This window comes from Schleiferia thermophila (assembly GCF_003337435.1).
Classification (GTDB): Bacteria; Bacteroidota; Bacteroidia; order Flavobacteriales; family Schleiferiaceae; genus Schleiferia; species Schleiferia thermophila.
On record NZ_QPJS01000001.1, the window covers coordinates 557,976 to 571,397 of the forward strand.

A 13,422-nucleotide genomic window follows, 5' to 3' on the forward strand; every position below is an offset into this window, starting at 1 on the left:
CTGAAATCAAATCCCTTTTCTTTCAGGTGATCAGTCTAGGATTGATTATCAATGTGATACTCTTTTTTTTCTTCATCAATCGAGACCAAGAACAAACCGCTAAAGGCATCCTGGTGTCTTCACTTGTAATTCTCATCATTGGAGTTATTAACAAATTTTTGTTGTAAATTTCCGTATCCTCTGAATTTCAATGCGATAAGATACACTCTTATTTTGTACTATCTCCAAAACTATGAAATTTTTACTTTTAGCTGGTGAACCATCGGGCGATCTGCATGGAGCCAATTTGCTCAGACATCTCAAAAAATTCTTCCCTGATGGAGCATTTTACTGTTTTGGAGGTGACAAAATGGCAGCAAATGGAGCTCATCTATTGTTGCATTACAGGGAAATGGCGTTTATGGGGTTTTGGGAAGTCATCAGCAACCTGCCCAAAATCCTGAAGAATCTCCGCTTTTGCAAAAATTGGATTTCGAAAAACAGACCCGATGTTGTCATCTTCATTGATTTTCCCGGATTTAACCTAAGGGTAGCTGAATTTTCAAAAAAACAAGGATGTAGAAACATTTATTACATAAGTCCTCAAATCTGGGCATGGAAGGAGAGCAGAGTTTATCAAATCATTAGAAACATCGACTTAATGATCACGATTTTGCCTTTTGAGCGAGATTTTTACAGGAAATACAATTATGAGGTAAAATTCGCCGGACATCCCTTGCTCGATGCCCTATATCTGGACAAGCAATCAGTGGAAAAGTCAGATGCTGATAAGGATATTGACGTAGTACTACTACCAGGTAGCCGGCTCCAGGAAGTCCGTCACATACTTCCTGTGATGACTGAGGTGGCAGTACATTTCCCGGACAGAAAATTTGTAGTGGCTGCTGCCCCTAACCTTCCCGATGAAATTTTTCAGCTCTGCATAAAAGGCAAGTCAAACGTCGAGATTATCAAAGAAAAAACCTATGAACTCATCAGACGGTCAAAAGCTGCTATAGTGACTTCGGGCACTGCAACTCTTGAAACAGCTTTGCTTGGCACACCCTTGATTGTCGTGTACAAAGGCAACTCTATTAGTTATTGGATCGCCAGACAACTGGTCAAGGTTAAATACATATCACTTATTAACCTGATATTAGACCATCCCGCAGTACCTGAGTTGATTCAATATCAAGTGACGCCTTCCAAAATAAAAGAACACCTAAGCATGCTGCTTACAGACCCAAAAGTGGTCGAGGAGCAACATCAGAACTTCAGCAGGCTTCATAAGCTACTTGGCGGAAGTGGCGCTTCGCAACGAGCGGCAATATTTATCAAAGAATATATCACAGAGCATGGTAAGCAAGTTTAAATTGCTTTTTCTCATTACTTGTTGTATTGGCACCGTGATGCTCTCTGCCCAGGAGTCTGATATCAAGGTACGGATATTTAGTAACGAAATTTTTCATGAGGCTCTTTTCCGGCCAAAAAACGGAACTTATTTCATCACAGCCATCGATTCTCAGCGAATGTTGGTCGATACAATCATAGAAGTTTCATCCGCAGGTATGGACAATTTGCTTACCATTACAAAACAGGGCACACATCTTTTGTTGTTCAAAGGTCGCCGAGCGTTAGGCCGATACCATGGATTGTACTTCATTGCCGGCGATACTTCCTGCAGCTTCCTGTTTCACCTCAATAAAAAAGAAAGATGGTACGATGGAAGTCTTTACATCTGGTCTACCTCCCAGTCGATGGTAGCGGTCAATCATGTGGACCTTGAGCAATATGTGGCTGGAGTCGTGGAATCGGAAGGGGGTAATTTCCCAGAACTGGAATACTTTAAAGCACAGGCTGTATTGGCGAGAACATTTGCCATCCGCAACATTACCAAACACCTAAAGGAGGGCTATAATTTAAAGGATGATATCACTTCGCAGGTTTATCATAGCCGGGCTTATTACAGATATTCCGACCTTATCCGAAAGGCAGTATCCGAAACTCGGGATACGATAGTCGTTGATTCGGCCAGCCGGCAGCCCATATTTGCTGCATTCCATGCAAACAGTGGAGGTCATACGGTGTGTGCCGAAGATGCCTGGCATCGAAAACTACCCAATCTAGTGGCTAAGGAAGATCCCTATTCCGTAGGAATGAACTCATATCAGTGGACCAAAAGACTTCCAAAAAAAGACGTGCAGGAATACATAGCCAGAAAGCTCGGTTTAAAAGTAACTTCGGAACTTATAGCTGCCATCGACAGCTTTCATCAGCCCGTAAGGTTAAACCATTTCCGATACCAAAATAAGTCCTTTCCGTTACGGGATTTCAGGTTTCACTTCCAACTTAAATCTACTTTTTTTGACATCCAACCCGATGGAAATCAGTACATCCTTAGTGGCAAAGGCAATGGTCATGGAGTAGGACTTTCACAAGAAGGAGCTATCAACATGGCTTCTCAAGGATTTTCGTACAAAGAAATTATTTATTTTTACTACCAGAATGTAAGCTTTGAGAGCCTTAGCCAATACAAGCAGATACTGGCAGAAGCCACACAACTGGCTTTTTAAGGTCTCTTTATGTTTCATCTCAGGAATTATAACGGCTCGGTTTTGCTTATTCACAATGCCAACTGTGGTGCTGTTGGCAGTGTTCCTATTTTTGATATCAGGATTTTTGGCATTCCAAAACTATAGGGGGTTTTTTGCTCATGTGAGCTTTTATTTTCTAGGTTATTTTCTCTTTGATACAGAGAATAAATATTTCTTACGAAATCAAACTAATTATTCGGATGTATCCGTTGCAAGAGTAAAACGAATTTTGAAAGATTCTGACACCTATGTACAACTCAAAGTATCGGTTTTTGACCTGGCTTCTACCCATCTTTTTGAAGCGATTTTATTTGTAAACAAATCTAAGGACAGTATAATTTTATGGCCAGGCGATGTTCTTTTGAGCCAGACGAGGTTTCAGCCAATAGAAGATGTTACAATACCCTATGCTTTTTCACCCTCTCAATACTATAAAAGCAAAGGCATTTCCCACACGGGTTTTTTAAATGAGGCCAAGGTACTGTATATCGAAAAAAATGGATTTTTATCTCCTTACAGGCCTGCATGGTTTCTAAACAGAAGATTAGTTGAGTCTATTTTACAATGGCCTGGTGATTCAAAGGCAAAAGAAATACTGATTGCACTGATTAGTGGAACCAAGGATTTTCTTTCTGAAGATGTTCGGACTACTTATTCAGACACTGGTATTATTCACGTCCTTGCTGTTTCAGGTTTGCATACAGGGTTGATATATGTACTGATGAGTTGGATTCTAAACTTTGTAATGGGTCATCGTATGCCATTTTTAAAGTCGGGGATTATCATATTATCTCTTTGGTTTTATGCATTATTGACTGGTTTTTCGCCTTCTGTTATCAGGGCGGCTACTATGTTTTCATTTATTCAGATTGGACAATCTTTGAAGCGAAAAACAGGTATATACCACTCCTTAGCTATTTCGGCAGTTACGATATTAACCTTTCATCCATTCCTTCTGTTTGAAATTGGGTTCCAGCTTAGCTATTCTGCTGTTTTGGGAATTGTGATGCTTTCAGATAAATTGTACAATATGCTGTCATTTTCTAATCAATTTGTACTGGATAAAATCACTAGGTTGCTCTCTGTTTCCATAGCTGCTCAGCTATTTACAGTCCCATTTTCTATGTACTATTTTTCACAATTTCCTACCTACTTTTTTATTGCTAATATATTTGCTATTCCCATAGTTACATTGGTGATATATGTTGGATTTCCACTGGCCTTGTTCTGTTCTGTTTTACCTCAATTATCTCCTTTGGGCATCATCCCTGTTTGGCTTATTCAAGTCAATACCTACCTGGCCGAATGCATCCAGTTATTACCACTTTCAGTTGTCAAAGGTATTTTTATTTCCCCCTTTCAGTTTTTTTTATTGATAATTCTTGTTTTTATGCTTTCATTATCTCTTATATACCGAAAGAAGAATTACCTCTTTACCGGATTACTTCTGATATTATTTCTACAGATTACGCAGATATTTCATCACTTAGTACGAGATAAATATATTTTGAAAATTGGATTGTTTTCTTATAAAGAGGAACCTCTGCTAATTCTGAAATCTGGCAGCAAAATGTCGATTTTTTCTAAGTATTATCAGCAGTTAAAAAAAGGGGAAAAACTCTACTTATCCAAATTCAAAATCATGGAAAAAATTGATCCGAATCTAGTCGATTTTCAGTCCATGTCTGATTTAATTCAACTACAACTTTCTGGAGAAAGACAGATTAATCTGTTAACAAAAGACAAGACTAGTTTTATAACAGATAATTCGATTGTGATTAACTTAAAAAATCCAGAGCAATCGTACGCATTTGGGACTGACGTGCATCTTGAGATCCGGAAATCAAATCGTAACAGTTATTGGATTCTTGTATTTTGAATTGCCGTAAATCACTCGCATAATGTGGTACATCAATGCCCTGTTTTCAATAGGCCGTTGAAGCAGCACATTAATCCCGTGATAAATAGCCCTGCCTCGATAATCTTTTGTAGAAAGACCTATGACGGGGATATCCGACTTAATCTCTTTCCGGATTTGATCGATGATCTCAAAGGAAGAGGGGTTTTTATTTTCCATGTCGAGTAGCAGAAGTTCATATGTATGACTTTGAACCTTTTTGTACAACTCTTCTACATTTGGTACTATCTCAGGATTTAGCTCATTTTTTTCCAGCATGATTTTTAGCAAGAGCTGATTCACTTCATCATTTTCAAAAATTAAAACCCTGGAACCAGATATGGTATTCGGATCATTTACATCGTAATCAACCATAATAAGTGTATTTTTTACACGAAGCAAAGATATCAATTTACATAGATACCACCTATCTAACAAAAAAAATTACACATTGATTTAGCCGCATATGTATTTTGGCGAAAAAATTCTTGAAAGGTAGAAAAATCCCGCTTTTCGTTGCTCTACTTCCAGTAGCTATTCTCATTATATTATTGGCATTCAATGTATTATATATATCGGGAAGCGATGCTCTTAGCGGTAGCAACCAACTAATTCTTATCTTTTGTGCTTTTCTCACCTTCGCCTTATCTTACCGATATGGTACTACATGGCGAATGATACAGGACAGTATAGCGGACAACATCAAGCAGAGCAGTCCTGCAATTCTCATACTACTTCTAATAGGTTCCCTGGCTGCAGTTTGGACGTTTAGCGGTATCGTGCCTACCATGATTTACTATGGACTTAAAATTTTAAACCCTTTGTTTTTTCTTCCTCTCACGGTATTGGTATCTTCTATCGTTTCCCTGGCCACAGGCAGCTCATGGAGTACCTCAGCTACTGTGGGCATAGCGATGATGGGCATTGGCAATTCTTTAGGTATTAGTCCGGCCATCTCTGCAGGAGCCATACTCACCGGAGCTTATTTTGGTGATAAATTAAGCCCTCTCTCAGATACGACCAATCTTGCTGCAGCCGTAGCTGGTACTGATTTGGCCCGCCATATTCGCTACATGAGCATTACCACGATACCGACCTATACAATTTCTCTGCTTATTTTCACTGGTATATCACTGACAAAGAGTACGTTTTCTGTAGAAAGTGCTGCTACCGGGCAACTCGTCGAAGTACTTCAGCAAAACTTTTACATTACCCCTTATTCTCTTCTGGTACCAGCACTGGTCATATTCTTGATAGCTTTTCGCTTTCCCAGCATTCCGGCCATATTTGTAGGTCTTCTTGGAGGAATTATTTCGGCCCTGCTTTTCCAGACGGATTTTGCGTTAAGCGGACTTGATTATCGCCAGAAAATTAGCCTTCTGATGCAGGTTATCACCACCAGCCATGAGACCCATACAGGCCTTGATGCCCTGGATGAGCTACTTTCAACAGGGGGTATGGCCGGTATGCTCAATACTGTCTGGCTCATCATTTCGGCCATGTGCTTCGGAGGAGCCATGGAAGCTTCCGGATTTCTTCGCCGAATAACAGATGCCATCATGTCACTTGCTAAGAGTGAATTTTCTCTTTTTGCCGCCACAACGGGTACAACCCTCTTTGTAAATATCACCGCAAGTGACCAATATCTTTCTCTCGTCATACCCGGAAAGATGTATGCTCCTTCTTATACACAAAAAGGATTAGCACCTGAAAATCTCAGCCGAACCCTCGAAGACAGCGGCACGGTAACCTCCGTCCTCATACCCTGGAATACCTGTGGGGCCTATCATTCCGGTATCCTCGGCGTTGCCACATTTAGCTATTTGCCTTTTGTTTTTTTCAGCCTGCTGAGTCCGTTTACCACTCTATTGGTAGCTGCACTTCAAATCAAAATTAAAAGACTCTGACCGTATTCTGTAAACATTCAGAATAAAATGAAAATTCTTTCTGGCTTCCTATGAGAATGTTATGACTGAAAAAAATCAAGCTTGAGGCCGAGTAGGAGGGGTGCGCTGACTGAGGTTTTGCGCGATAGCGTGGAGTATACCAGATATTACAGACACCAGGAAACTGTAGAAAAGTGCACTCCAAAAGCCACTAACGTCAAAACCGTTGACAAGGTCGGCCGCAATCAGGATCACGAGTGCATTGATGACAAATAAAAATATGCCAAACGTAAAAAGGGTAACCGGGAGAGTGAGTAGGATCAGCATAGGCTTAATGGTAATGTTAAATACCGCAAGTACAAGAGCTACGATAAAAGCAGCTAAAATATCTCGTAAATGTACGCCGGGCGCTATATAAGAGGCCATGAAGATGCTTAAGGTACTGACTGCCAAACGAATGTGAAATGGTGGGTCTTGAAGTGAAAAGCGAAAATGAAATTTCATGATGCTAAGTTATTCTTTCCAGAGAAAATGAAACAGGATAAGACTAAGAGCTACGGTGACAACATCAAGCAGGAGTGTGGAGATAATGTAGCGACTAGGGCTGAGGGAGAGCGCCAGGGCCTCGCTAATGCGGATAAGGACTAATAACTGAGGTAAGAGCAAAGGGAAGGACAGTATGGCCATAATGGCGGTGTTGCCTTGTACCGTAGCAGATATGCCAGCGATAAGGGTCAGAGTAGAGGCAAATGCCATAGAACCCAGAAGTGATGTGCTGATCAGGTAGCCAATTGGATAATCAATAGGAAACAGGAGACTGAACAAAGCAGCGGTAAATATTGATATAATGCTTAGCATCAAAGTATTGACCACTATCTTGGAAATAATCAGGGTGCGGCTGTCCAGGGTCTGATAGTAGAAAATAAAACGTTGGGAGGCTTCGCGTATGAGACTGCGCGAAGTGGTGGTGATGGCTCCAAAGCAGAGAATGATCCAGAATACAGAGATGATGACGCGGGGTGATTGACTGTTGCGTAGCAGCATGTAGGCGACAAAAACGGAAGAGGTGATATAGAGTATAAGCGAGAAAAGCTGGTGCTTTTCCCGCCATTCGATTCTCAGGTCAACGGCAATAAGTCGGATGATTTGCCGAAGTGTGTGCATGGATTGGGCTCAGAGTTCAAGTGCTTTGGTGGGGTTGCCGTCCATGAGTTTTTCGATAGGATTTTCCAGGCATTCCTTTACATGGACAAGAAAGCCTACTGACTCTCGACCATCGATAATTCGATGGTCGTAGCTAAGGGCTACAAACATGATGGGGCGTATCACAATTTGTCCGTCTCTGACTACAGGGCGCTCTACTACATTGTGCATGCCGAGTATAGCAGACTGTGGAGGGTTGATGATGGGAGTGGAGAGCATAGAACCAAATACACCACCATTGGTGATGGTGAAGGTGCCTCCGGTCATTTCATCGACGGTGATCAATCCGTCGCGTACGCGAGTGGCCAGGCGTTTGATTTCCTTTTCGACGCCTGCGAACGTCATATTTTCCACATTTCGTAGTACTGGGACCATCAAGCCTTTTGGCCCACTTACGGCTATGGAAATGTCGCAAAAGTCGTATGTGACCATATCTTCACCGTCGATCATGGAGTTAACTTGTGGAAATGCTTTGAGAGCACTGACGCATGCCAGTGTGAAGAAGGACATAAAACCCAGGTTTACGCCATGACGAGCAGAAAAAGTTTCTTTGTATTGCGAACGAAGGTCGTATATAGCTTTCATGTCCACCTCATTGAAGGTGGTGAGCATAGCTGTTTCATTTTTTACGGAAACCAGACGCTCGGAAAGTCTTCTGCGTAGAGCTGTCATCCGCTTGCGTGAAGAGCTGCGACTTCCGGTGCCGGGTGATCCCATAGAGGCACGGCCTTTAGTTTCTTCGACGGCTCTCAGTACATCTGCTTTGGTGATACGGCCATCGCGTCCGGTACCTGAGGATGGCGATACACCTGTTTCTTCGATGAGTTTTCGGGCTGCTGGCGATGGGGTACCAGTGGCATATGTGGCTGTAGGTGCTTTTGGTGGCTCTGAGGAGGAGGAAGAGGGTTGCTTTGTCTCAGTTTTGGGGAGATCTTGCTTTGTTTCTGAGGTAGCTTTGTCTGAAGTTTTTGAGGTAGAGGGACCGGATGCCGAAGTATCAATGGTACACACTACCTGTCCCACCGCCACGGTGTTACCTGCAGGAACGAGAATTTTAATTATACCGGATGCTTCAGCCGGAAGGGCAAGGGTAGCTTTGTCACTGTCTATTTCGGCGATGTCCTGGTCTTTTTCGACATAATCACCGTCATTCACGAGCCAGTTTGCGATTTCTACCTCTGAGATGGATTCCCCTGGAGAGGGCACTTTCATTTCTAAAATCATAGGGAAGCGTTTTTAGGATTGGGTTTTGTCAGATGCTAAAGACTTTTTTAATGATTCTTCTCTGCAAAGCAACAGCTGCCTGGTGTGAGCCGCTGGCCGGACTTGCACTGGCTGAGGGGCACACGACCTGGAGATTCGGGATGTCAAGGTGCATACGAATAAACCAATGGGCGCCCATGTTGGCAGGCTCTTCTTGAGCCCACACGATTTTTTCGGCATTTGAATAGCTCTGCAATATGGAATAAATAGTGTCCACATCCAATGGGTAAAGCTGCTCGATACGTACAAGAGCAGTTTCGAAGTGGTTTTCTCTTTCGCGTTCTTCCAGTAGTTCATAGTACAGTTTACCTGACACAAAGACGACTTTTTTGATCTGCTCTTTGTTTTTAGAGGCTATTGGATCGTCAATTACCTCCATAAAAGTACCCTGTTCGAGATCTTCGAGGGTACTGATGACCCTGGGATGGCGCAATAAGGATTTTGGTGACATGAGTACCACTGGTTTGCGGAAGGGCCAGGCAAGTTGCCGTCGAAGCATGTGAAAGAGCTGTGCCGGGGTGGTGAGGTTGCAGACAATCATGTTAAACTGTGCACAGAGCTGTAGAAAACGCTCAAGACGCGCACTGGAATGCTCAGCGCCCTGACCTTCGTAGCCATGGGGCAAATACATGACCAAGCCATTTTGTACAGCCCACTTGTCTTCGGCTGCACTGATGAACTGGTCGATGATGATTTGAGCACCGTTGGCGAAATCTCCAAACTGTGCCTCCCAGATTACGAGGTGATGAGGCCTTGCAAGAGCATATCCATAATCAAAGCCGAGAACACCGTATTCGCTCAGCGGTGAATTGTATATTTCAAATCGCGCTTGCCCGGGTTGGATATGATTGAGCTGAATGATTTCCTCTTCGGAGTCTTCCACCAGAATAACTGCATGTCGATGGGAAAAAGTGCCTCGTTCTACATCTTCTCCGGAAATACGAACGGGTATACCGTCTAGCAGGAGTGTGCCATAGGCCATTAGTTCTGCCATTCCCCAGTCGAGGGCGTTTCGCTCTTCAACCATTTTTCGTCGGTCCTCTACAAGACGAACAAGTTTGTTGAAAAATTTTTTATCGGGTGGTAATGTGGTAAGTGCTTTGGCTACTTTGAGTAGATTTTCACGAGAAACACCTGTTTTGGGAGAGGGAAAGAAGTCTTTTAAGACGGCTTTTTTAAAGTCTTTCCAATCGTCCTGTAAAAATGGTGTAATTTTATTCTTTTCAATTTTCTTGGATTCGTCGTATTTCATTTCAAGGATGGCCTTGAAGTTAGCATCGATTTGTTTGAGAAATTCTTCATCCACAAGGTCTTCTTCCTTGAGTTTCTTCATGTAAATATCCCGTGGGTTGGGATGTTTGGCGATGATTTTATACAGAAGAGGCTGGGTAAACCTGGGTTCATCTCCTTCATTGTGTCCGTATTTTCGGTAACAGAGCAGGTCGATGAAGATGTCTCTGAGAAATCTCTGCCGGTATTCGGTGGCAAATTTGGCCACATGGACCACAGCTTCGGTATCATCGCCATTGACGTGAAATACAGGTGCCAGAATAACTTTGGCCACATCGGTACAGTAGGTGCTGGATCGAGCATCGAGGTAGTTGGTTGTGAAGCCTACCTGGTTATTGATGACAAAATGAATGGTGCCTCCGGTGCGATATCCTTCAAGCGTTTCCATTTGAATAACCTCGTAAACAATTCCTTGAGCTGCTATGGCAGCGTCCCCGTGAATGAGAATTGGTAGCACTTTGGAGGCATTTCCTTCGTGGCCGTAGTCAATTCTTGCCCGTGCAATGCCTTCTACTACGGCATTCACTGCCTCAAGATGTGAGGGATTTGGCGAGAGGGTCATTTTTATTTGAGTACCGCTGTCAAGTACGCGCGTGGTACTATACCCGAGGTGATATTTTACGTCTCCGTCAAAGTCCTCATCTTCATATTCTTTGCCTGCAAATTCTGAAAAAATATCGCGCTGTGTCTTTCCGAAAATGTTTGACAGCACATTCAGCCGACCTCTGTGTGCCATGCCCATTACCACTTCTCGAACGCCAAGGTCAGCTGCGTGGGTGATTGCCATATCAAGTGCAGGTATCAAGGATTCGGCTCCCTCGATGGAAAATCGCTTTTGCCCGACAAATTTGGTGTTTAAAAATGCTTCAAAAGCGACAGCTTCAGTAAGTTTGGTAAGGATATATTTTTTCTCATCGGCTGTAAAATTCGGCAAATTCTCGTTTATATTAAGCCGATCGATGATCCACTTCCTTCGTTCAACATCGCGTATGTACATGAATTCGACACCTATAGAACGGCAATATACATTTCTCAGGTGCCGAATGATGTCGCTTAGGCTCCTGGCGCTGGAATAACCTAACTCCCGGGCAGCTTCAAAATGCTTCGATAGGTCTTCCTGCCCAAGACCATAGTTTTCGATATCCAGTGTAGGACTGTATTTACGGCGAGCTCTTACAGGATTGGTCTCGGTAAAGAGGTGTCCGCGTTGTCGATAGTCGTGGATGAGCTGGATGACTTTAAATTCCTTTTTTATGTGAATAAGGTCTGCACTATCATTTATGGCTTTTTCTATTACCGCGATTTTTTCTTCTCCACCTGAAGCCCCAATGAATTCATTGGCAAAATCAAATCCTTGAAAAAAAGCCCTCCAGGATGGCTCTATGACATCGGGATTTTCGAGATATTGCTGATAGAGGTCGTCAAAAAACTGTAAATGAGCAGCGTTCAGAAACGAAAATCTGTCCATGCGAGGATAAATTGGGAGGTTTGTTTGAAAAACTTTTATTTCAGGGTCAAAACTACAATACAAAAAGCTTAACGTTTTAATAATCGGCCAATGAGACTTATTATTCATCAAAGTACATGGTATTGATGTGCAAAATCAGGAGTCAGATAAGATATAATCTATTAAAAATTAGGATTATGATTCATTGTAAAAATTGATGAATTCTTAATTTCGGAAAATTTAAGAAAATTTCAGTTTCTTGTTATGCACTTCAAACAAAATAAAAAAGCCGGCTGATTAGCCGACTTCAACTGGGGTGGCAGATGGGTCTCGAACCCACGACCTTCGGAACCACAATCCGACGCTCTGACCAACTGAGCTACAGCCACCATTTTTTCGGGCTGCAAATGTAATATTTAGAAATGTAAAATCTCCAAATTTATTTCGTGAATCTGGTGAAATGTTTCATGTGATTGTACAGAAATATTCAGTCTGCTTTGCTTTTATTTGCGCCTGATTGTTCAAATAAAATAGGTTAGATATGAAAAACAACGAATTCGAAATCCTCGAGTCAAATTTTAATGTTGACAAATATGTGGACCTGGCCATTCAGTATGGTCTGATGCTTATCAAGGCAGCACTCATACTGATCATTGGGTTGTGGCTGATTAAAAGGATGGTTAGGGCAATAGAAAAGGTTTTCACCAAAGCGGATGTAGATGAAACTCTTAGACCATTTCTGCTGACCATCATCGATGTATTGCTAAAAGTTGTATTGATTATTGCAGTTGTTGGATTTCTAGGTGTTCAGACAAGTTCGTTTGTGGCTGTACTTGGTGCGGCTGGTCTGGCAGTAGGTCTTGCACTTCAAGGTAGCCTTTCAAATCTTGCCGGGGGTGTCATCATCCTATTACTAAAGCCATTTAAAGTAGGTGAAGCCATTGACTTCAATGGAATGGCAGGCACGGTAAAAGAGATTCAAATATTTCACACCATAATCTTTACTTTCGACAATAAAAGGATTATCGTTCCCAACGCCCAATTGGCCAATTCCACTATCACCAATATTACGCGTAATGAAATAAGAAGGCTGGATATGGAATTTTCAGTTGCTTACGGTTCAGACATTGACCAGGTGAAAGCTGTCATAACAGAACTGATTTCAAACGATGAGCGATTTCACAAGGATCCGGTTCCTTTTATCCGGCTTATTAAAATGGCGGACAGCTCTCTGAATTTTGTGGTACGAGTATGGGTTAATACTTCTGATTATTGGCCTTGTTATTTCGACCTTAATGAAAATACTTACAAAGCCTTTAATCAAAAGGGTATTTCCATACCATTCCCTCAGCTCGATGTTCACTTAAAGCAGGCATAAAAAAAAGGGGGCCTTAGGCCCCTTTTTTTTTATTACAAGAACTTTATTTTTTGAATTTGGCGTATTTGTTTCTGAATTTATCGACCCTTCCGGTAGTATCTACGATTTTCATTTTTCCGGTAAAATAGGGATGCGAGAAGGATGAGATTTCCATTTTTACCAAAGGATATTCGATGCCATCCACTACAATTGTATCTTTAGTTTCGGCGCAGCTTTTGGTGATGATATAGTCTCCGGTACCCATATCTTTCATTACAACTGGCCTGTAATTCTTAGGGTGAATGTTTTCTTTCATGTTACAAAATTTCTTTACAGCACTTAAAACAGGGTGCAAATGTAGTGAGATAAGCTGTTAATTTGCAACTACTTTTAGCTTGTGAATGAAAAGACGACAACCTTTAACAGTTTATATAATCATTGCAGTATTGCTTGGAGGTATTTCCTGTCGTAAAGAGTTCATTTTTAATAATTTAAATTTAGATATT

The 13,422-nt window shown here is 41.9% G+C and carries 11 protein-coding genes and 1 tRNA gene; 5 read left to right on the forward strand and 7 right to left on the reverse strand.

Annotated features, from left to right (window positions below; translation table 11 throughout):
• Positions 1-232 precede the first annotated feature (232 nt).
• From lpxB to DES35_RS02395, 3 genes are read left to right on the forward strand one after another with little or no spacing between them, the layout of a single operon-like run.
• Positions 233-1,351: a lipid-A-disaccharide synthase gene (gene lpxB, locus DES35_RS02385; RefSeq protein ID WP_037360117.1), complete on the forward strand. Its 1,119-nt coding sequence runs from the start codon at positions 233-235 to the stop codon at positions 1,349-1,351.
• Complete coding sequence (locus tag DES35_RS02390) at positions 1,335-2,552, forward strand: SpoIID/LytB domain-containing protein (protein ID WP_037360119.1); 1,218 nt, start codon at positions 1,335-1,337, stop codon at positions 2,550-2,552. The genes lpxB and DES35_RS02390 overlap by 17 nt, the downstream gene beginning before the upstream one ends.
• A 55-nt stretch (positions 2,553-2,607) precedes the next feature.
• Complete coding sequence (locus tag DES35_RS02395) at positions 2,608-4,452, forward strand: ComEC/Rec2 family competence protein (protein WP_051889402.1); 1,845 nt, start codon at positions 2,608-2,610, stop codon at positions 4,450-4,452.
• Here the strand turns inward: DES35_RS02395 and DES35_RS02400 are convergent.
• A complete protein-coding gene (locus DES35_RS02400; RefSeq protein ID WP_037360121.1) occupies positions 4,417-4,845 on the reverse strand; it encodes a response regulator in 429 nt (142 codons plus the stop codon). The genes DES35_RS02395 and DES35_RS02400 overlap by 36 nt on opposite strands.
• Positions 4,846-4,958: 113 nt before the next feature.
• Between DES35_RS02400 and nhaC the strand changes: the two genes are divergently transcribed.
• Positions 4,959-6,377 carry a Na+/H+ antiporter NhaC gene (gene nhaC / locus DES35_RS02405; protein WP_037360123.1) on the forward strand — a complete coding sequence of 473 codons (1,419 nt, stop codon included), beginning with the start codon at positions 4,959-4,961 and terminating at the stop codon, positions 6,375-6,377.
• Between the two features lie 75 nt (positions 6,378-6,452).
• Here the strand turns inward: nhaC and DES35_RS02410 are convergent, their stop codons facing one another.
• The 5 genes from DES35_RS02410 to DES35_RS02430 form a co-directional block, all read right to left on the reverse strand.
• Complete coding sequence (locus DES35_RS02410; protein ID WP_114365698.1) at positions 6,453-6,860, reverse strand: phage holin family protein; 408 nt, start codon at positions 6,858-6,860, stop codon at positions 6,453-6,455.
• Between the two features lie 9 nt (positions 6,861-6,869).
• Positions 6,870-7,520 carry a heme exporter protein CcmB gene (locus DES35_RS02415; protein ID WP_037360125.1) on the reverse strand — a complete coding sequence of 217 codons (651 nt, stop codon included), beginning with the start codon at positions 7,518-7,520 and terminating at the stop codon, positions 6,870-6,872.
• A 9-nt stretch (positions 7,521-7,529) separates the two neighbouring features.
• Positions 7,530-8,783 carry a 2-oxoglutarate dehydrogenase complex dihydrolipoyllysine-residue succinyltransferase gene (gene odhB, locus DES35_RS02420; RefSeq protein WP_037360127.1) on the reverse strand — a complete coding sequence of 418 codons (1,254 nt, stop codon included), beginning with the start codon at positions 8,781-8,783 and terminating at the stop codon, positions 7,530-7,532.
• A gap of 28 nt (positions 8,784-8,811) precedes the next feature.
• Entirely contained in the window at positions 8,812-11,580 is a 2,769-nt protein-coding gene (locus DES35_RS02425) for a 2-oxoglutarate dehydrogenase E1 component (protein ID WP_114365699.1), read from the reverse strand.
• A gap of 291 nt (positions 11,581-11,871) precedes the next feature.
• Positions 11,872-11,948 (reverse strand) — tRNA-His (locus DES35_RS02430).
• A gap of 152 nt (positions 11,949-12,100) precedes the next feature.
• Between DES35_RS02430 and DES35_RS02435 the strand changes: the two genes are divergently transcribed.
• Positions 12,101-12,937 (forward strand): mechanosensitive ion channel family protein, encoded by an 837-nt coding sequence (locus tag DES35_RS02435; RefSeq protein WP_114365700.1) that lies wholly within the window; start codon positions 12,101-12,103, stop codon positions 12,935-12,937.
• Between the two features lie 43 nt (positions 12,938-12,980).
• Here DES35_RS02435 and DES35_RS02440 read toward each other — a convergent pair whose 3' ends face one another.
• Positions 12,981-13,232: a type B 50S ribosomal protein L31 gene (locus DES35_RS02440; RefSeq protein WP_037360131.1), complete on the reverse strand. Its 252-nt coding sequence runs from the start codon at positions 13,230-13,232 to the stop codon at positions 12,981-12,983.
• Positions 13,233-13,422 lie beyond the last annotated feature (190 nt).